The sequence below is a fragment of the Acinetobacter sp. CFCC 10889 genome (assembly GCF_003268395.1).
In the GTDB taxonomy this organism is placed as follows: Bacteria; Pseudomonadota; Gammaproteobacteria; order Pseudomonadales; family Moraxellaceae; genus Acinetobacter.
The window spans coordinates 1-18,643 of record NZ_LQXQ01000063.1 but is presented as its reverse complement, the minus strand read 5'-3'; the positions used below and the strand labels follow the sequence as shown (position 1 = coordinate 18,643).

23 protein-coding genes are annotated in these 18,643 nt (G+C 33.5%); 10 read left to right on the top strand and 13 right to left on the bottom strand.

Going from position 1 to position 18,643, the window contains the following annotated elements; all coding sequences use genetic code 11:
• Positions 1–352 precede the first annotated feature (352 nt).
• The 3 genes from AVJ19_RS17745 to AVJ19_RS17735 form a co-directional block, all read right to left on the bottom strand.
• A complete protein-coding gene (locus AVJ19_RS17745) occupies positions 353–730 on the bottom strand; it encodes a hypothetical protein (RefSeq protein ID WP_111860959.1) in 378 nt (125 codons plus the stop codon).
• Positions 727–1,386, bottom strand: coding sequence for a hypothetical protein (locus tag AVJ19_RS17740; RefSeq protein WP_111860958.1), 660 nt, complete (start codon positions 1,384–1,386; stop codon positions 727–729). The genes AVJ19_RS17745 and AVJ19_RS17740 overlap by 4 nt, the downstream gene beginning before the upstream one ends.
• A 215-nt stretch (positions 1,387–1,601) precedes the next feature.
• On the bottom strand, positions 1,602–2,243 hold the full coding sequence (locus AVJ19_RS17735) for a tyrosine-type recombinase/integrase (RefSeq protein ID WP_228203399.1): 642 nt from the start codon (positions 2,241–2,243) through the stop codon (positions 1,602–1,604).
• A gap of 184 nt (positions 2,244–2,427) precedes the next feature.
• Here AVJ19_RS17735 and AVJ19_RS17730 point away from each other — a divergent pair, with 184 nt between their 5' ends.
• A complete protein-coding gene (locus AVJ19_RS17730) occupies positions 2,428–4,170 on the top strand; it encodes a DUF262 domain-containing protein (protein ID WP_111860957.1) in 1,743 nt (580 codons plus the stop codon).
• Positions 4,171–4,290: 120 nt separating this feature from the next.
• Here the strand turns inward: AVJ19_RS17730 and AVJ19_RS17725 are convergent, their stop codons facing one another.
• From AVJ19_RS17725 to AVJ19_RS17715, 3 genes are all read right to left on the bottom strand, one after another.
• Positions 4,291–4,632 carry an IS200/IS605 family accessory protein TnpB-related protein gene (locus AVJ19_RS17725; RefSeq protein ID WP_228203398.1) on the bottom strand — a complete coding sequence of 114 codons (342 nt, stop codon included), beginning with the start codon at positions 4,630–4,632 and terminating at the stop codon, positions 4,291–4,293.
• 178 nt (positions 4,633–4,810) lie between these two features.
• Complete coding sequence (locus AVJ19_RS17720) at positions 4,811–8,053, bottom strand: hypothetical protein (RefSeq protein ID WP_111860956.1); 3,243 nt, start codon at positions 8,051–8,053, stop codon at positions 4,811–4,813.
• A 67-nt stretch (positions 8,054–8,120) separates the two neighbouring features.
• Complete coding sequence (locus AVJ19_RS17715) at positions 8,121–8,687, bottom strand: hypothetical protein (RefSeq protein ID WP_111860955.1); 567 nt, start codon at positions 8,685–8,687, stop codon at positions 8,121–8,123.
• A gap of 879 nt (positions 8,688–9,566) precedes the next feature.
• Between AVJ19_RS17715 and AVJ19_RS17710 the strand changes: the two genes are divergently transcribed.
• Positions 9,567–10,952, top strand: a complete 1,386-nt coding sequence (locus AVJ19_RS17710; RefSeq protein ID WP_111860954.1) for a RepB family plasmid replication initiator protein — start codon at positions 9,567–9,569, stop codon at positions 10,950–10,952.
• Positions 10,953–11,007: 55 nt separating this feature from the next.
• Here AVJ19_RS17710 and AVJ19_RS17705 read toward each other — a convergent pair whose 3' ends face one another.
• The 7 genes from AVJ19_RS17705 to AVJ19_RS17680 form a co-directional block, all read right to left on the bottom strand.
• On the bottom strand, positions 11,008–11,364 hold the full coding sequence (locus AVJ19_RS17705; protein WP_111860953.1) for a hypothetical protein: 357 nt from the start codon (positions 11,362–11,364) through the stop codon (positions 11,008–11,010).
• Positions 11,365–11,369: 5 nt separating this feature from the next.
• Positions 11,370–11,648, bottom strand: coding sequence for a hypothetical protein (locus tag AVJ19_RS17700; protein WP_111860952.1), 279 nt, complete (start codon positions 11,646–11,648; stop codon positions 11,370–11,372).
• Positions 11,645–11,839, bottom strand: coding sequence for a hypothetical protein (locus AVJ19_RS17695; RefSeq protein ID WP_111860951.1), 195 nt, complete (start codon positions 11,837–11,839; stop codon positions 11,645–11,647). The genes AVJ19_RS17700 and AVJ19_RS17695 overlap by 4 nt, the downstream gene beginning before the upstream one ends.
• Positions 11,836–12,537, bottom strand: a complete 702-nt coding sequence (locus AVJ19_RS17690) for a putative quorum-sensing-regulated virulence factor (protein WP_111860950.1) — start codon at positions 12,535–12,537, stop codon at positions 11,836–11,838. Before AVJ19_RS17690 ends, AVJ19_RS17695 begins: the two co-directional genes overlap by 4 nt.
• Entirely contained in the window at positions 12,538–13,491 is a 954-nt protein-coding gene (locus tag AVJ19_RS17685) for an AAA family ATPase (protein WP_111860949.1), read from the bottom strand.
• A 10-nt stretch (positions 13,492–13,501) separates the two neighbouring features.
• Entirely contained in the window at positions 13,502–13,663 is a 162-nt protein-coding gene (locus tag AVJ19_RS22090) for a hypothetical protein (protein WP_162626643.1), read from the bottom strand.
• Positions 13,664–13,964: 301 nt separating this feature from the next.
• Entirely contained in the window at positions 13,965–14,678 is a 714-nt protein-coding gene (locus tag AVJ19_RS17680; protein ID WP_111860948.1) for a helix-turn-helix domain-containing protein, read from the bottom strand.
• 149 nt (positions 14,679–14,827) lie between these two features.
• Between AVJ19_RS17680 and AVJ19_RS17675 the strand changes: the two genes are divergently transcribed.
• From AVJ19_RS17675 to AVJ19_RS17640, 8 genes are all read left to right on the top strand, one after another.
• Positions 14,828–15,127: a hypothetical protein gene (locus AVJ19_RS17675; RefSeq protein ID WP_111860947.1), complete on the top strand. Its 300-nt coding sequence runs from the start codon at positions 14,828–14,830 to the stop codon at positions 15,125–15,127.
• An 81-nt stretch (positions 15,128–15,208) separates the two neighbouring features.
• Complete coding sequence (locus AVJ19_RS17670; protein ID WP_111860946.1) at positions 15,209–15,460, top strand: hypothetical protein; 252 nt, start codon at positions 15,209–15,211, stop codon at positions 15,458–15,460.
• Complete coding sequence (locus AVJ19_RS17665) at positions 15,460–16,065, top strand: hypothetical protein (RefSeq protein WP_111860945.1); 606 nt, start codon at positions 15,460–15,462, stop codon at positions 16,063–16,065. Before AVJ19_RS17670 ends, AVJ19_RS17665 begins: the two co-directional genes overlap by 1 nt.
• Positions 16,025–16,378 carry a hypothetical protein gene (locus AVJ19_RS17660; protein ID WP_162626642.1) on the top strand — a complete coding sequence of 118 codons (354 nt, stop codon included), beginning with the start codon at positions 16,025–16,027 and terminating at the stop codon, positions 16,376–16,378. Before AVJ19_RS17665 ends, AVJ19_RS17660 begins: the two co-directional genes overlap by 41 nt.
• Positions 16,365–16,649: a hypothetical protein gene (locus tag AVJ19_RS17655; RefSeq protein WP_228203397.1), complete on the top strand. Its 285-nt coding sequence runs from the start codon at positions 16,365–16,367 to the stop codon at positions 16,647–16,649. The genes AVJ19_RS17660 and AVJ19_RS17655 overlap by 14 nt, the downstream gene beginning before the upstream one ends.
• Positions 16,646–17,098, top strand: a complete 453-nt coding sequence (locus AVJ19_RS17650) for a hypothetical protein (protein WP_111860942.1) — start codon at positions 16,646–16,648, stop codon at positions 17,096–17,098. Before AVJ19_RS17655 ends, AVJ19_RS17650 begins: the two co-directional genes overlap by 4 nt.
• A 4-nt stretch (positions 17,099–17,102) precedes the next feature.
• Entirely contained in the window at positions 17,103–17,987 is an 885-nt protein-coding gene (locus AVJ19_RS17645) for a hypothetical protein (protein ID WP_111860941.1), read from the top strand.
• Positions 17,980–18,643, top strand: a 664-nt coding sequence (locus AVJ19_RS17640) for an adenylosuccinate synthase (RefSeq protein WP_228203396.1), incomplete at its 3' end; no start/stop codon positions are given. The genes AVJ19_RS17645 and AVJ19_RS17640, both read left to right, overlap by 8 nt.

Genomic DNA, 18,643 nt, shown 5'->3' with positions numbered 1-18,643 from the left:
AATGACAGCTTGGAAAGACAGGCACCTTTATATCGGGCTGTGAAGTTTTCATCTATGTTTTCGCTTCATAGCGCCCATATAAAGTTTTGATTGAATCCGTGTTAAAGCGGTGCGTTTTGAAGATAGTCCATACCCATGAGTGGATAAGGGCAAAACAACAAGAAATCGAGTAAGCCAAAAGCTGAACGTGCGCTTGTCAATCAATTTAATTTTATGCGCTGTAGTTTTAGCAAGTCCACCTATTCCCATAGGTGGTTTTTTATTGCAATTATTCAGCTTAGGCAAAAAATATTTATATTATTTTATAAATTATTTATATATTAAAAAGTCAGCTCAATGCTGACTTTTTGTTTCAAGGCTTATACCCCATTTTCTTTAATTCACTATCCAGTAGCTTGTTTAAACCTTCTAAAACTAAAATCGTTTCATTTGGTTTTTTCTGACCTACCCCACGCTTTTCAGCCTTTTTTGCATTTAATACAAACTCAAGTTTTGCCAATGTTAAATAATCAATATTGAATGATTTTACACGTGTTAGGTTTGATAGCTCGGCTTCATCAAGCTTTTCACCTACCAACCACGGTTTTAGTTCATTTTCCGACTGAACAGGATTGGTCTGTTCTGCTGCTGAAGTTTTTAAAGGAGCTTCCTTAATTACTTCCTCTACAGGTTTATCAGTATTGCCTGTTTCTCTTGGTGGTAGTTTGCTACCACGTGCAGGTAAATTCATTTTGTTTCACCATAAATATCATTAAATAAAATCATAAATTCATTCACCGCAACGTCAATCAGACGTTGTTCACGATGATTTAAGCCTTTGAACTCGGTTATACCCTTATATTCATCTTGTGCCCGACCATACCAAACACGGTCCCCAATTGTTGTTGAGCAAGCTTGCACAAGTGGATCTTCAATAATTTCGTCAATTACTCGACTAAGTTCTGCGCTTTTACCTAGGTTTGGTGCACGTACTGCAACGCCGTGTACTTTTGGGGCTTTATCTTTGCGAATTTCTTCAATAATCGTGGCTACTTTACGCATACCTAAAATATTCGCAGTTGAACCCACTAATAATGGGATTAAAACTGCGTCTGCAACAGCGATTGCACGTCTAAATTCCTCATTATCAAAACCACCACAATCAACAACAACATGATCGTAGTCGGCTGCTGCATTTACCAACTCTTGCGTAATGTCACCTGATAAATAATAAAACTTGCCCTGTTCTTCTGTACGGTTTTCCGACCAGTCACCCGATGCAGTTTTATTTGCACTATCTAGGTCCACGCCGATCACGGCGAAGTTTTTAGACAGTTCCGCAAGAATAGATGTCGCAAGGCTCGTTTTACCCACGCCGCCTTTTGAGTTCGCAACCAATAAGATCATAGGACTATCCTTTTATATTTGTGTGTGAATGTATGTTTACCGACATAGCTACAGAAGTATATACCAAGTTATGCGTGTATGCACACATACGCAAATACAACCATACATATATAAATATATAAGTACATATACCAATACACATATATATATTTAATATACAATATATTTAAATTATAAAAATAATATAAATATATTATTTTGATAATCATAAGCTATTAATTTAATTTAGATAACTCACTCTTTAATTTATTTGGATTTGATGAAAAATACTCTTGTGTTGTTGCTATAGAGCTATGCCCCATGAGTTGTTGTATAGAAAAAATGTCCGCATTTTTATTAATTAAATTTGTTGCAAATGATCTTCTTCCACTATGTGATGTTGCTTTTATCCCTGCATGTTTGTAAACATTGGCAATCATCTTTTGCATAGTATCTGCGGAGAAGTGACCGTTACGGCAGTTTGTAATTTTCTGCGACTGAAACAATGGTGAACTAAGCTCAATGTCTGTGCGGTCGTAAATCAGATATTCCAATACATATTTTTTAGCATCATTATTCACCAAGAAAACCTCACGATATTTATCACCTTTGGTATATGCACCAATTAAGCGGATCGTTTCCCTGAGTGTTTTTCTTTTTATGTCGTACACATCATTAACCTTGAGTGCCGCAAGTTCTTTGGCACGTAAGCCAAGATAGTGCGAAAAATACAGAATGACTTTATTTCTAAGCGCATGTTTTCCCTTGAGCGATTCAAAGGTCAATAGCAGATCGTCAGGCTCTACATACGGAGCCTTACCACTTTTTGTCAAATTTCTACCCTCTGTATTTTTATAGAAGGGCATAACACCCTTCATTTTTTAATTTCATTCACGTACAGCGAACGATTTTACCCTTAAAAAATGGAAAATGTCTGAAAATATGTATTTTCAGACATTTTTATTAAAAATATAAACAAAAAAAATCAATGTGATAAAAGAATATCTGTTAGTAGTACAATTGTTAGCAAACATGCAAAGCATAAAATTAGGGTAAAGTACTATGTCTGCAACTAATTTCAAAACAGTTAACCAAACCTATCGACAATTGATTGGTAACGGCTTAACTTATAGTATTCCAAGATTCCAACGAGACTATAGCTGGACTGATGAAGAATGGGATGATCTCTGGGAAGATATACTAAATGTTTTAGAAGACAATAATGAATCTATTCATAATGATGCTCATTATATGGGGTATCTTGTGCTGCAATCTTCTGATGATAAAGAGTTCTTTGTCATTGATGGTCAACAACGATTAACTACTTTAAGTATTATTGTTCTCGCAGGCTTAAAGAATTTAAATAGAATTATAAACCAAGGTGACGAGGCAGAAAATAATAAGCAAAGATTGGAACAATTAAGAAGTACTTATATTGGTTACTTGGACCCTATAACACTTCAATCAAAAAATAAATTAACTTTGAATCGTAATAATGATCATTTTTATAAAACATATTTAGTTCCATTAGCAGAAAAAATGCCTCTGCGTAATCTTAAAACATCTGAACATAGTTTACGAAAAGCATCAGATTGGTTTGATAAAAAAATTTCGGAGTTTATAAAGAGTGATGACACTAAAGGAGTTAAGGTAGCAACCATTATTGAACAAATTAGTAATAAATTATTTTTTACTGTTATTACTGTGAATAATGAATTAAATGCATATAAAGTTTTTGAGACATTAAATGCAAGGGGAGTACGTCTATCCTCAACTGATCTACTAAAAAATTATCTATTTTCAGTAATTCATCGTGATTCAAATTCAATAAATAGCGAACCTGAGTTAGCAGACTTAGAACGCCATTGGGAAAATCTAGTTGATCGCCTAGGTGCAGAAAGTTTTCCTGATTTTTTAAGAACTTTTTGGAATAGTCGGCATTCGTTTGTAAGACATTCTGAATTATTTAAACGGGTAAGAGAAAAAGTTGCTAATAGAGCTGAAGTATTTCAATTAATTCGAGATATGGATCAAGATATCGATGTATATTTAACACTTACATCTCCATCAACAACAACTCAGATTTCATCAAATATACGAAAATATGCAGAACAACTTAAAACCTTTAGCGTAAAACAACCATACTCATTTTTAATGGCATCTTATAGACATCTTGAAATTGGTGAATTTGAAAAAGTATTAAAATCTTGTGTTTATATATCTTTACGCTACAACGTAATTAGTGGCTTTCATACAGGTGACCAAGAAAGAACATATCACAAGGCTGCTGTATATTTAAATAGTCTTGCAGGTAATAAAATAAAAACATCTGATGTTATAAGCCAATTACAGTCTATTTATGTGAAAGATACGGTATTTAAATCTAACTTTATTGATAAAGAAATAAAAACAACATCTTCCCGAAACAGAAAAGTTGTTCGTTATATTTTGAATGAAATTTCTGACCAAGATAGTGGCATTAAACTAGATTTAGATGATGAACATTATAATATAGAACATATTTTCCCACAAAATGCAGAAGAAGATTGGGATGATTTTAATGGTCGTGATGCAATGAATATGATTTATCGGCTAGGAAACATGGTAATTTGTGAAAACTCCATAAATAAAGAAATAGAAAACAAGCCTTTTAATATTAAAAAAGAATATTTAGCTAAAAGTAAGGTTCCAATGGCTCAGAATATAGCTGAATATTCAGAATGGAAGCCCAAGCAAGTTCAAGAAAGACAGACTAGAATGGCTAAAACAGCAGCTCATATTTGGCGTATAGAACAATTAAGTTGACATACTCCCACCACTAAACCGTTGGTTATAGTGGGGGAATCTTTGCGACCTATGTAATCAAATTGATCACACCTTTCGATGCCACACTTGCACTGACAAGTATTGTGGCACAGGAACTCTTTACACAGCACTAAGCCCTAGTGCATTAGCTAAAGCGAAATTACGAATGTTTAGGCTTACATTTATGCTTAACGGTAGCTTTTCCATCTTATAACCGCAGAATGAACAAGTTTTTGAGCTTGGCATAAATCGACCAATCTTAAGAATATTCTTACCATACCACTGAGCCTTATATTCCAACAGTGTTAAGAACTGTCCCCATGCCACATCAGAAATGGATTTGGCAAGTTTACTGTTCTTAACCATGTTTTTAATCCCTAAATCTTCTACTGCATACGTGGTCGCTTGGTTTTCACAGATCAAGTGATGCGTTAGTTTGTGATGTAAGTCTAAGCGTTGCAAACATACCTTTTCCAAAATTGGCGTTTAGCAATGAATTGGTTTACGATTCATTTCGATGATCGACTAAAAGATCATTTATAAAAAATGGAACTTACACAAAATAATTTACAGGCTCTCATATCCATCCCCACCCAAATCAAAGATTATGGATGGGGAATTTCGCACAATTAGTTAAAAATCAATTTTGAAGATTTTCATTAATAATTTTTAAAATATTACTGTTAAAATTATTCATTACAGAGTTAGTTTCATTAACAGCTATATCTGCATGGAGATCATCTAATTTTCTAATAAATTCACGATCTGAATCTTCTTTTGATTTTCTTTGATAATTAACATTAGTTTTTTGATTGCGATGCATATTTAAAATTTCTGGTAGCTCATCAATGCGGGAATAAAGAGAGCCAGCATCGTGATTTGAATTTAAGGTCGTCTTTAACTGATATAATTTTTCGACTGTATTTAATACATCCTCATATTCCTTTATTTCTTGTGGGTTTAAATTTAAATTAGAGTTTAATTTTCTATTTTGATCTTTAATATAATTTATAGAGAATGCTAAATTATCAACAAATTCTTCATCATAGAAACATGTACAATGATTTTTTATTAATCTTAGATTTAAACGTATTTCATCTACCTCCGTCACATTTTTTTGCCACCCTATTGGTAGATGACCATAACATTGAAGACTTGAACTATGAATATTAATCATAAAATCTTCCATTGAATTTTGAAATTCATGTAGTTCGATAAATTGTTGTGTATTTTCTTTAAGACTCTCCTGTATTTCCTTTAATGAAGGGTATTCATCCATGTCAAAACTTTCGTTTTTTATATATCCAAAGCCAATCATTTCCTTGGTTTTTTGAACAACTCCTTGAACTATTGAGCTGCTCAAATAGCGAGCTAGATTACTAGGGTTTAGTTCTTTTAAATCCAATTTACAACCTACTGGTACATCTTTGCCAAGAACATGTAATTCCAAATTTAATTCAACCTTTTGAGTACAAGTATCAAGTTGAATGGCTATTTCTATTGAATTTAACCAAAGAATTTCTGTTATTGAATTGATCAGCTGAATAATAGCACTTAGAGCAAAATCAGTTATTGCATCAACACCTTCTAATACTTTTCTTGCCATATCTAGAACACTATGAGCAATAGCTATTGCAACTTTTACACTGATAATTAATGACTCATAAATTGCTATCTTTGCTAATGCAATACAAGAGTCGATAGGATGCCACCAACTAATTTCCCCTCTAAGTTCATCAACTCTCTCATTATAATATTCTAAGGTATTTCCTAGACTTGTTACATTTTCTTGGGCTTGTAATAAAGCATTCTTGGCAGTATCAATACATTCTTGTTTAGTTTTGGCAAAGTCTCTTAGAACTTGTTGAGCTGCTTGCATTGCTTCTATGAATTTATTGGTATCAAACTTTAATTTTGCTGCAAATTTACCAGAACTGAAATCCTCATAACTTGCCATTAAGAATAATAAAATTTCAAATCCATACATGGTAGCGCAAATATTAACTAAAACTAAATTCTCTTTTTTTATTACATATGCATCAAAACCAAACAGGTTAAGTATCATCAATCTTGCACTTACAAATAGCTCCATTTCATTTTGTATAATATTTACATTGAAATAAACGGTTGGTCCATCGTTATTTTTATCAATTAAAGTACCAGCCAAACCAGAATTTTCAACAGGTTCTATACCAGAATAGTTTGGGGCATTTGACTTAGTTAATTCAAAAATTCCTTGAAAACTAATTGGAGATATTTGTACAACAGCAGTTATAAATTCACTTGGACTAACATTAAATAATGCTTTTACTTTAACTGAGAATACTTCTAATGTTCCACAGAAAAAGAATCCTATTGGCATTTCATACTCACCAATTGTTATTTTTTCATTACATGAATATATTTGACAGCTTAATGAAACAATACCATCTTTCGTCACTCGATAATGACGCATCTTGGAGGTATCTGTCAAAATGGTAAGAGCTTCAACACTGTATTTGTCTGTTGATTCAACTACAGTGATTTCAATTTTATTGAAATCTGATAAATGAAATATCTCAGGCATAAAAGCATTGAACTCTTCAGACATATTTTTATTAAAAGCTGTTATTTCTGATGGATCTGCATATTTCGAGGGTCTTTTATCCCAGCAGTTTATTCTATTTTTTTTGTCATCTGGAATTTGAAACTCAAAATCTCCTACTGCTACATTATCTAAAAACTCAATTCCAAGGATATCAATATCTGCAATTTCAATGACAAGATCCATAAGTGAAATTCTACCATCTGATGATGATACAGCAGATGTAATCAATGGAATATTAACTGGTGTAATTACAAACCCACCGAATACATTAATATTTTTTTTATGCTTCCCTATAATTGAAATTTGCCCTGTCATTCCAAACATGATGCCACTAACTGGAGAAATACCAATGAGTAAACTTAAAAGCGAAAAACTATATTTATTATTGAGAGGGATTGTATCTTTTGTTGATGCTGATAGTGTGAAATTTTTTAGGGACAAGCTTCCATTTAATGTGAAATTTAAATTTATTTTATTCAATAAAAGGTTAAAATTACCTGATACGCTAAATTTACTATCAACTATCCCAAATTTAAGTTCTTTTAATATGTAATTATATTCGTTACATGATATTTGATTTTCTACATGACAAATTAATAATGCATTAGGAATAGGGTTACCTGAAGATGAAATGATGAGATCTATTCTTTTATAGTTTGCTAGAATTCTCAACCCTTTTTTAAAAGCATTATCTTCTCCTTTTGATAAGTCAAATTCAGAATAGCTGACTATTTTATTTTCATTGTAACTGTTAATAATTATCTCTGGAAATTTTCCAGTTGAAGCTTTTTTAAAATGGTCTAAAGCTAAGCTATTTAATGGTTTATTTCTTAAAACTAGTGTAGTTGATTCTATTGATAAAAATTCAAGAAAATTTTTAATTGTTTTTTCTACAACATCTTCACCCTTTGAGCTTAGAAAATTTCTATCCAGTTTCATTGTTAATTGAACAATGTTATCAACCTTGAAAATATGACAATTTAATTCAGCAACTTCATGTTTATTTTTATGATCTTTTAAAACCTTATCTTTCCATAAATTTAATGACAAATCTAAAAAATCATTCCCTATCCGTGTTGATGCATTGAAATATAATTGGGGATCAGAGAATAGACGGAGTTGAGTATTTAAGGAGCTTACTCCTATTTCAGAGCGTTTAAATAAATATTCTAAATTTGTATTTTCATTTGAGAATGAAACAAATAATAATTTTTCATTTTTTTTTAGTAAGATAGAAATTTCTGTTTTAATATCAAAAATTTGACCTTTTGCAATAAATCCAATTTTATTATTCATATTCAACCCCTGATATTATAATATAGCCACACTCTAAAAAATTAGAATATGGCTTCTATATTTAAGTTTAATAATCATTTAGATATTCATTTATAGATTTGAGATTCATTTGTTCAATTACTTTTTCACGTTGTGTATTCCAAATTGATAAAGAAACTTTTTCTAATTTAGCAAAACCAATATCTGCAAATTCATCTAAATTAATTTGAATTGAAAAAGCATATTCATATTCAGCTGGTTTATTATTCTCTTGTAGTCTGTAAAAGAATAATGTGTTTAGTGTTATACTTATTTCTTCAAATTGATCTGCTTTGTCTTTTGGTAAAATACTGTTTAGTTTTTCCTTGAAAGCATTTTCATCAACGCCGTAATCTGTAAGTTCCTTAATAATTTCTTTTATTTTGTATTCTTTTGGAGATGTTGGAGATGTTGGAGCAACAAGGAACGCCATACCATTTTCTGTTTTTTCATAAACCCCATAAAATTTTGTTTTTAAAATTTCAATTTCAGCAACAGCTAAAACTCGAGTTTTAGAAGTTGTATCTAGCTCCGTAAGTTGTCCTATATTTGAGAGTATATCTACTTCAGTTTCTTCTTTAAGAACTGAGGTTATTGTGTTTTTTGTATTTGGCATATTGATTTTCCTTTTGATGATTAAGTAGTGGATAAATTTCGATCTATCCCTAATGAAGTTTATAATTGTTATTTTCTAAAATGGATACCTAAAAATAGTTAAAAATTTAGAAGTTAAAATATTGATATTTTCAATTATAGATACCCTCATATCTCTTTAAATATAATTTTGATTATAAAAAACTCAATATTTATAAATATTATTCTATATTTTATAAATATTAATGATATTTTTATGTTTTAGTTTTATTTCTTTAAAAATCATTTGTTTATAAATTAGCAATATAAATCAACAACTACTAATCCTTATATGGACGTTTACCTAACAAATTTTCATTTTGTTTCTCTATATGTTTGATAAGTAAATATAAATATATTAATTATGAAAAAGGAATTGGATTTATATATTTATGGCTGAAATTAGTACAAAAATGGTTTTAAATTATATTTTTTAAATTTTTATTAAAAATAAGCTTTCTTCTTTCTCTTTTAAATTTACTTTCTTTTTCTTTTTTATAATCGCTGTGTGTATTGATATTAAAGGGCTGTAGCTTATATATGTGGACGATTCCCTAACGATATGTGGACGATTCCCTAACGATATGTGGACGATTCCCTAATATCTTATATGGACGATTCCCTAACGATATATGGACGATTCCCTAACGATATATGGACGATTCCCTAACATAAATTTTCATGTGGACGATTCCCTAACATAAATTTTCATGTGGACGATTCCCTAACGATATATGGACGATTCCCTAACATAAATTTTCATGTGGACGATTCCCTAATAATACATAGTGACAAAAATATAGTTGACCACATATAAGCATTGCGATAATCTTTCTTTCATGGATATAAGGTTTAGATAAATATGCAGCATGATTTAATTGCAAAGCAGGCAAACAAGCTCATTGAATCTGTTTATAGAATGGAAGCAAATGAGCAAAAAATAATACTTTTAGCCATCCAACTTGTAAATGAGATGGAGCGTGGCGGAATATCATTTACAGCAGATACGGAAATTGTATTGCATGCTCACCAATACGCTAAGGCTTTTGGTGTTTCACGCCCGACTGCATTTGAAATATTATGTGAAGCAAAAAATTCAATTTATGAAAGATCGTTTGAGATTGATTATGTGGATGCTCAAGGCGTAGTAAAACCAACAAGTAGTCGATGGATTCACAGAAAAGGAGAAATGAAGTCTAAAAGCGAAATCAGCCTATTCTTTGCACCTGCGGTAATACCTTATATTTATGCGGTAAAAGATGAATTTACTTTATTGGATCTTAAAGAAATTGGTCGATTAAAAAGTAAATATGCAATACGCCTATACAAATTATTAATGAAATGGAGAAATGCTAAATTTCAACCTAAATTTGAATATGATGAATTGCGCTTAATGTTGGGCTTGGATGATGACGAATATCTGATGAAAGCTGATTTTAAAAAGCGTGTTCTTGATATTGCTGTGACTCAAATTAATGCAGGGACAGGTTTTGTCAACTTAAAATACAATGGGTTTAAAACTGGAAAAGTGATCACTCATTTTCAGTTTAACTATGATAAGTACGATGATAAGACTTTAAACGTAACACCAATTAAAGAAACAAAAAATAAACCTTTAAAAAAACCATCAATCAAAACCCTATCAGAATCTCAAATCTATCTATTTTCTAAAACTATAGCGAAAAATGTGAATGACTGTATAGATGGCTTTGGCTATCTGAGTACGATGGTTTCACCTAACCAAGATGAAAAATCATTAGCCAAAAAAATCGAAAATGATTTAAAGAATGGAATTATTGAACCTTATGAAAAGGCATTAATTTTGGCAGGTTTTGTGGATCATAGTGCTAAAAAGAACAGTAAGCCACCTGTAGACGAAGATAATCAGCCTGAAAACGCACAGAATGAGCAAAAAGAGCCACTTGTGGACGAAGATAAGGGAAGTGATGCAGATGAAGCCAATCAAGCTAAAAACGTACAAGACGAGAAAATAGAGCAACCTGAGAATCCTATCAACCCCAAAATTACCAAAAAAGAAGCTACAGGCGATTTATTTATGCCTGAGAAAGAACGTGCAGAAAGAAATCATTATGATATTCCTGAGCATGTTATGGCTAAATATGTAAGTGCAGGTGGTGAGATGAGCAAAGATGAATTAATCGAAATAGCGAAAAAGGAAAATAAAGCATCCGTTGCGCTTGTTGTTAGAATGATCGGCGAGTTGAATAACAAGAAAAATGGTATATAAACCAAAGGATATAAAAAAACCCAGTAATGATACTGGGTTTTTTAATGCGCTTAATTTAGCATTTAAAATAAGCACCTTGGTTGGATAAGCGTTCATCAAGACTAGCTTTTAGGTGCTTAATTTCATCAAGTAGCTTTTCTTCACGTGCAATCATGATTTGGCGCATATAGATAATAGCAGCACGTTCCGTTGAAGCATTGATACCATTAAAGCCAAGCTTAAATTCAGCATCTTGTTCGTTAATTTTAGAGATTGTTGCCAAAGCATGTTGTGCTGCGTCTTCACGCATTTGGTTAAACATCTCCCTTGTAATGAGTTCTACATCATGACCTTGTTCAGCCGCAAAATCATGTTTCATAACTTGATAGGTATAAAGCAGGTCATCGACCTCTTTTTCGCATTTTTCGCACATTGTATTTATCCTTGATATTTTGATTTTTGCGTGTGGTTGTGAACACGTGTAGAAGAAATATCTTCTAACTTGTTAAAAACCTCACGTGGTAATAATTCTTTCGCCATTCGATAAAACACACGTAAATGGTTTTGATCGGATTGGTTTACTTTTGCATCTAACTTTGAATCTATTTCTGCAATTTGCACTTGCAGGGCTTCCGCAAGTGCAGGGTTTCTTTGAGCTTGTCGCATGAGTGCTTTTTTCTCGGTAATCAAAGCACCCATTGTTTTTGCTTGGCTCAAGTTTTCACCTCACAACTTTTCACTGATTTGCCACGCTTAGCAGTGCGGACAGTGACGTTAGAAAATAATTCATTCATCGCTTTCACCATGTTGATTGCTTGGGTTGAGTTAGTCGCCTGTACTTCTCCACGTGAAGTACGACCGTTCAGCTTTGCGCTGTATAAAAATGTGTGTAGGGATAGGGCATTCATGAGCGTTCTCCATGTAATTTTTTTAATGCAGCCAATAGACGTTGATTGTTGTTTTCACGCTGTAACCAACGAACATAATCAACAGGTAGATTGGCTAATGCCGTACCTTTGTATTTACCAAAATCAATAAATGTCGGGTTTAGCGCAATTTCTGATGCTTGGTACAGTTGCTCTATCGACTGAATACCAAGTTTTTCGATGATTTTTTCTAAAATAACGGATGTGATCAGGATGTCTGTTTTAGCATCATGAGCATTTTTTAAAATCTCTCTAGTCTTGACATGATCTTCAGACAAGAAGTAAGACAAAGCTGCTAGATTATGCTTAGGTGCATCGGGAAAAGCTTTACGTGCTAAAGCCAAAGTACAGATCGGCTTTAATGTTTGTGTGTTGATACCGCATTTCGCAATCGCTGCAATGTCGTAATCAATGTTATGCCCGATGATGTACGCCGTGTCCTTTGGCAGTCTAAATAACGTGTATTCAGGTTTATTGATCAAATCAGATTCAATAATGTGATGTACTGCCATTGATGCATAATTGATTCTCACAGGAATGCTGAATAATTGATCAAAAACGGCATTTTGATCTACTGCCAATACACCTTGCGATAAATCGCAAGGCATATAGGCAATTTGAATCGGCAATCCATGTAAATCATGGGTTTCAGTGTCTAGGATAATTGCATGTGTATTCATTTATTTAACCTCGGTTTCAAACCATTTTTTCTTTTCATCGTCATACGACATATTCATTGCTTTGGCGCAGTTGCATAGACAGATCCACATATTTCTAAAATTAGCGTGATCTTTTTGATCTTCTAGCGTTTGCTTGAGCGTGTTGAATTCACTTGCATACCTCGCTTCATTGCAGATTTTTTCCCAATGCTCCCATTCTTGTTGTATGCGAGTGGCTTCACGGACTTCAGGAGGAATCTCATTCAGCTTGGTTTTGATTTTTTCAATCAGGTCTGACAAGAAATTAGGGTTTTGCATAAGATCAGGTAATTCAATATTGCCTAAATTGGCACAATCTTTAGAGTGATAGTCTGCTTTACCTGTTTCAAAGTTGAGCAAGCGCCGAGTTGGGTTGTCTGGTGTACCTGCCCAAGTCATGTACGCCATACAATCTGCCATTCGATAAATTTCTTGTTTATTTTTTCCGCCAATGTCAGGACACTTATAAGCAGGCTTATCTTCATCGCTTTTGACTTCAAGTACGTGCGATAAAAAAACAATATCTTTATTCCAACTGATTAATTTATTAATAAAAGTTTGAAAAGTATTGTTCGCTTGTTGTTGAACATGAAGCTTTAAATTGCCAGTTGAACGAATAACATTATTTTGATCTTTGGCTAAATGAGTTTTAATTGAATCTAGGATGCGTTGCGCCGTATCAAATACAATGATTTTAAATGGCTTTAAATCTTGTTCAGTTAAAAATGAAATCTGCATCCAATTCTCAATGCGCTGAATGGGTGAGCGTCTAAGCTGCAAATCAACACGATGAGAACCCAAGTCAGCATCAAGCATTAAAATATCTTGACCTGCTAAACCAAGTGTAGATTTTCCACAGCAAGGATCACTATAAATACTGAGTTTAATTGCACTTACAGGGATATGTTGGTGCGGCATAATGAGGTTTAATCCCATGACTTTCTCCTTATTTTTTTAATTGGTATTGGGCAGAAGATAAATTACCGCCTTTAGCAATAACCTGAGCTTTCTGTGAATCAAGCACATCTAAACGTGTCTTAATTGAAAAAAGACTGACGATAAAAAACAGAAGTAGCGAAAGAAAGGATTTGAATGTGATAATATTCATTGATCTATTCCATGTGTGTGGATGGATACCAAAGCGTGAAAGGTTTACCGACCTAGCCGCTTGAACTAAGCCAAACATTTAACCGTGTTTGGCTTTTTTTATGTCTTTTTAGTATATGTGTTTATTTATATAAATCAAATTAAAATTTATATTCATTTATATATTTTAGTCAAATTATTGTTTTTAGTTATAATTTTATAGCTATGTGTATAATTTAATTTGTAGGAAATATGTGCAAATTTATAAAATAATTAAAAAAAGCCCAAGTTTATAAACTTGGGCTTAAAAAAAATAAGATAAATTATCTTAGATTTTTTTGGATTGCTGTTGCAACTGCAAGTATTTCATAATTATTTCTAAGAGTAGGGTAGGCGGAATTAAAAGCATGTAGTTCAAAGACCTCAGTGCCATCTTCCAATATTTCATTTACTTTATATTGTCGAATTACATATTCCCCTTGTGTATCTACTTTTGCCGCTAAGACCATGTCAGTCGGTTTTGGTGTAAGCAATGGATCAAAGATGAAAACCGTTCCTTGTTCATGTGTACCCTCAAGAGAACGATCTTCCAGTGTAAGACTGAAAGCATTTTTTGAAAGGTCCATCACAATTGGCGTTGTTTCGTTTGTTATTGGCATAGTATATGTCACGTCTTTAATGTGGTTTCTGATCACATCTAACATGCTAAAGCTGTACTTTGGCACATAAGATATTTTTACACTATTAAGTTGTGGGTTAGACGCAAGCAATTCACGCTTTTTAATTTTTTCTGAAAGTCTTGGGCTGAATGCAGATACAGGCACACCCAATGCTTCAGAAAATACCGCAGCAGAATCCTCTTTTAACTCGACTTTCCCACGCAAGTAAGAACTAACATTGGGTTGTGTCCACCCACCAATGTTCGCAATATCTTGTTGAGTAAAAATCACACCTTTTTCTCTTTCATTCGCTTTTTTAATTTCATAAAGCTCATTCAGTAATTTAGATTCATTTTTTTTAACAATATCATCAGCCATATATAGAACTCCCATTTTCGCAAGTCGAGTTTATATAAATGAAACAAGTATTCACAAATATAAATAAGTATTGAATTAATTATAAATAGCATTTATATTCTAGGCTGTCGGCAAGGCTTTAGCCGTTTGCTTTTTGTGAGGGGTAAATAATGAAAATGAGTGTCTACAGTCCAACAAAAGACCGATCAGGGCTTGAAAAAGAAATGGCGGAGTATGAGAAAAATGGCGGCACAGTACAAGTCATCGAATCAAGCAGTATTCGCTATGAAAAAGAACAGATCGTCAGACGTGGGCTGCATTACACCATTCATCATCCTTTTATTTCCAAAGAAACAGGACTTTCAGTGGTTTTACTCAAAAGCATTAAGCGTATGCCTTATGCCGCTGAGATGAGCCATATCGAAAAGCTGTATCAGTTTTTCAAAGATCGTGATTTATCACAGTGCTGAATTAATAGCCTAAGCATGGGGTAAATCCCTAATTTTAATCGTCATCACGGCGAATAAGATCAAATTAAAAGGAAAAATAAAATGAGTTTAGGGCAGTGGGTGTTGGTGTTATTGGCGATAGGAATATTTTTCTATTTAGGAATTTTTTTAGGGTATCGCATCGCTCATGTATTCGTTACGAGAGAGATTGCATCAGGTAATAAGTTTTTAATTGGTAGTCATTTATACCGTGGTTATTACCAATGTGATTTATCCAATTCGAATGAATTACCCGAATCTTTTTTCAATATTCCTGCATCGACAAATCAGGTAATTCACCAGGATAAAAGCTAATGATTGAGTTATTCGCTCGGTTGAACCCAAAAAGCATAAATCAGGTGGGGTCAACTTCAACGCCATTGATAGAAATCACTGATTTATGTGGGGTACTGGCGAAGCTTGGTGAGCAGCATAGTTGGTACATATACGCCATGATCGAACAACGGCGTTCGTACAACATGGACCTACTGCATAAATATTGTCAGCAGGTCATTTTGCAAGAAATGTTACTTAGAAAATTTAAATCAAAGCTAGTAAAGCCAAGTGAGTTTGCATACGGCATTACCAAAGCGGTGATTTATTCACATTTTCACAGTAAGGGTAAGTGTCCTAAATGTAATGGTTTAGGGCGTATCGGTACAAAAAAATGTGAAAAGTGTGAGGGTAGCGGAAATAAAGAATATTCGCATGAAGAAAAGGTCAGTTATGGCTTTCCAATGCGAAAGGATCTATCTCGACAATGGTATCGGCAAAGTTGTAATCACTATGACCAGTTTGTTGAGTGTTTATTGATTGAGTTACGTAATGACTTATTTTTTGAGTTAGACATTATCAAAAAACAAGCATTGCAATATAAGCGTGATGAAGAAAACGCAGACCTTTTTGATGATGGTGATTGAAATGGGTGTGAATGTTCGTTGTCGTAGATGTAATGCAAGAAGGGTATTAAGCAAGCATCCGCTTGATTATAAAAACTTACCTTGTTGTGGCACATGTGGAACAAAAGATAAAGGTTATCGAGTTGTGAAGCTTACGAAAACGATCACCTGTAGCTGTATGGGTTATCCATTTCCACACCGTTATTTATCACCAAATTGTATTGAGCGTGTTGTTGCAGAAAACATGGATCAGGATTGGTCAATTTTCAAAAAGGGTGATTGCGCCGTACATGGTGTCATCAAGCGTTATGGGCAATATCGTGAATCTCAATAAGGTTTTGCGCTATGGCTTTCGTATTGGTGCAGAACAGGCATTGATCTTAGATGGTGAGTTAAGTCGCTATTACAAGAAAGGTGATAGAGCCAGTAAATACTGCCTTTATAGCTACACGGATCATCGTAATGGCAGACCTTTACGATGGGAAATTGCATGGATCTATGACGTAAGCCAAGTTGTAGATTTTTATAAAAAAACGATGGGTAAATCGGTTGAATTAATACCAATACCGAATGAATTGCCTGAAAAAGAGGGTGAACAAATATGAATACAGTGATTATTCGTCAAGCATTAATCAATATTGCTGAAAAAAGTGGGCGACCACATTACCCAATGTGTGTTGTATCCGAAGTTGTGCAGTCTTTTATTCATGACAAAGAACATTTTTTGAAAGAAAAAGTCCTGAATGAGTCACGTTATATTTCAATGGATTTTGATCAAAAAGCACCTGAAACAGCAAACTATTCAACACAAAGTGAGTGGTTTAAAAAGCGACTGGCTGAACAAAATACTTTAATTGATGAACTAGCAGTGTTTTGTGCGCCTAGGCACATGAAATCACTTCTGAGTTATTACTTAAATACATCGAAAAGCCAACTTTATCTAATTTTTCAAAAAAAACGACTGTTTACTGATGAGCAACTAGAAAATTTAAATGAAGCAAAAAAACGCACATTAAAAGATTTCAATACTAATTTTTTACAGAAAGCAGGTTAAGTATATGAATACATTAAGTGCAGGTATGACTGTATATGTCGATTTTACTTCTGATTCAAGTACAGAGTTTTCAGGAAATCAAATTAAAGGCAAGGCTGTCTTAGATCGGGTTGAGGATGGTTATATTTATGGGCGTATGGTCGAGAATCAGCAAACTTTTATGTGCAATGAGAGTGATGCTGCGCCGTGTCCTGAACTTGCTCTTATAGATCGTGTGGGCGGAATTGAGAGGGCAAAGGCGATTGTGAATGGAGCAGGGTATAGACATTATTATTACAATCTCACTTTAGGATCATGGCAGCAATTCGCAAAACCTATGGGTGAGCTAATTTCGCTAAAGGAGCTTTGTATCGCTGTGGCTTATGTTCAGCATTATCAAGAATTTGAGAAATTTTTAACAGACAACGATATGCCAATCCAAAAAAATGGATATAGATATTTATTTTCAAATCGCCTTGTTTATGATGCTTGGGTGAAAAGTCCTGAGCATGGGTTGAATAAAATTCATGAGATGAAAAATACAGAGATTGTTGAACCTCATGGACAAGAAATAACTTTTGATGAGTATTGTAAAAAAAATCAGCACTCAACGAATTGCACAAGATTGGAAGCCTTTTCGATGGGGCAAAAATCAAGACAAGCTGAGATAGATATAGCTCATGATGATATAGATGTATTTGCAACAGCGTATGAGCGAGAAAAAGAGCTAAAAGAGCAATGCCAAGAAAAAATTGAAGCACTCAAAATTGAATTAGAACGTGAAAAACAGCGCACAGTCGATAATTATCAGGCTTGTGATGACATTATAAAAATGAATGATGTAAAAATTGATGAACTCACACAGCAAAACAATAAGCTAAAAGATGCTTTGCGAGGTGATCATGACTGAATTAAACCATCGTAAACTATGCGAAATTGGTGCACGTTTCTTAAAACGTCCTGAATCTGCCAATGGTCATGGTTGTCACTTTGCAATCGTTGAACCTGCGTGTTATGGGGAAAATCCCGATGTATTTGGGATACGTCATGGTGTAAATACTTTAACTTTCTTGCTAGAAGCGAAAATGAGCCGATCAGACTTTTTAGCAGATAAGAAAAAACCGCACCGTATGAATCCTGAAACTGGTATCGGGAAATATCGTTACTTTATCTGTCCAAATGGATTGATTAAACCTGAAGAATTACCAGAAAAATGGGGCTTGATCTATGTTAGCCCTAAAGGAATTTGCAAGGTTATTGCGGGCATTTTGGCAGCACCAAAAATCAAATACTACTGCGAATGGTCAAAGACCAATAAGAGCCATATAGACCACAAAGCAGTTGAAGAAAATTTTAAAACATTGGCTTTCAATGAGCGCAATTTTCAGAACGAAATGAACCTTTTAACAATGGCTTTGGCTCGTTTGGCTGATGCTGAAGAAATACTTTATATGCAAAGAAATTACTTAGCATTAAAGCAAAAAAATGCAGATTTGACACATGAAATACATCAAATGAACCGATCTCTTAAATTGGCAGAGTTTAATAGCTTGCGAGGTGCGCCGT

Coding starts and splice junctions, on each gene's coding strand:
- AVJ19_RS17745 (WP_111860959.1), bottom strand. CDS start 730: ATGAATTTACCTGCACGTGGTAGCAAACTACCACCAAGAGAAACAGGC.
- AVJ19_RS17740 (WP_111860958.1), bottom strand. CDS start 1,386: ATGATCTTATTGGTTGCGAACTCAAAAGGCGGCGTGGGTAAAACGAGC.
- AVJ19_RS17735 (WP_228203399.1), bottom strand. CDS start 2,243: ATGAAGGGTGTTATGCCCTTCTATAAAAATACAGAGGGTAGAAATTTG.
- AVJ19_RS17730 (WP_111860957.1), top strand. CDS start 2,428: ATGTCTGCAACTAATTTCAAAACAGTTAACCAAACCTATCGACAATTG.
- AVJ19_RS17720 (WP_111860956.1), bottom strand. CDS start 8,053: ATGAATAATAAAATTGGATTTATTGCAAAAGGTCAAATTTTTGATATT.
- AVJ19_RS17715 (WP_111860955.1), bottom strand. CDS start 8,687: ATGCCAAATACAAAAAACACAATAACCTCAGTTCTTAAAGAAGAAACT.
- AVJ19_RS17710 (WP_111860954.1), top strand. CDS start 9,567: ATGCAGCATGATTTAATTGCAAAGCAGGCAAACAAGCTCATTGAATCT.
- AVJ19_RS17705 (WP_111860953.1), bottom strand. CDS start 11,364: ATGTGCGAAAAATGCGAAAAAGAGGTCGATGACCTGCTTTATACCTAT.
- AVJ19_RS17695 (WP_111860951.1), bottom strand. CDS start 11,839: ATGAATGCCCTATCCCTACACACATTTTTATACAGCGCAAAGCTGAAC.
- AVJ19_RS17690 (WP_111860950.1), bottom strand. CDS start 12,537: ATGAATACACATGCAATTATCCTAGACACTGAAACCCATGATTTACAT.
- AVJ19_RS17685 (WP_111860949.1), bottom strand. CDS start 13,491: ATGGGATTAAACCTCATTATGCCGCACCAACATATCCCTGTAAGTGCA.
- AVJ19_RS22090 (WP_162626643.1), bottom strand. CDS start 13,663: ATGAATATTATCACATTCAAATCCTTTCTTTCGCTACTTCTGTTTTTT.
- AVJ19_RS17680 (WP_111860948.1), bottom strand. CDS start 14,678: ATGGCTGATGATATTGTTAAAAAAAATGAATCTAAATTACTGAATGAG.
- AVJ19_RS17675 (WP_111860947.1), top strand. CDS start 14,828: ATGAAAATGAGTGTCTACAGTCCAACAAAAGACCGATCAGGGCTTGAA.
- AVJ19_RS17670 (WP_111860946.1), top strand. CDS start 15,209: ATGAGTTTAGGGCAGTGGGTGTTGGTGTTATTGGCGATAGGAATATTT.
- AVJ19_RS17665 (WP_111860945.1), top strand. CDS start 15,460: ATGATTGAGTTATTCGCTCGGTTGAACCCAAAAAGCATAAATCAGGTG.
- AVJ19_RS17650 (WP_111860942.1), top strand. CDS start 16,646: ATGAATACAGTGATTATTCGTCAAGCATTAATCAATATTGCTGAAAAA.
- AVJ19_RS17645 (WP_111860941.1), top strand. CDS start 17,103: ATGAATACATTAAGTGCAGGTATGACTGTATATGTCGATTTTACTTCT.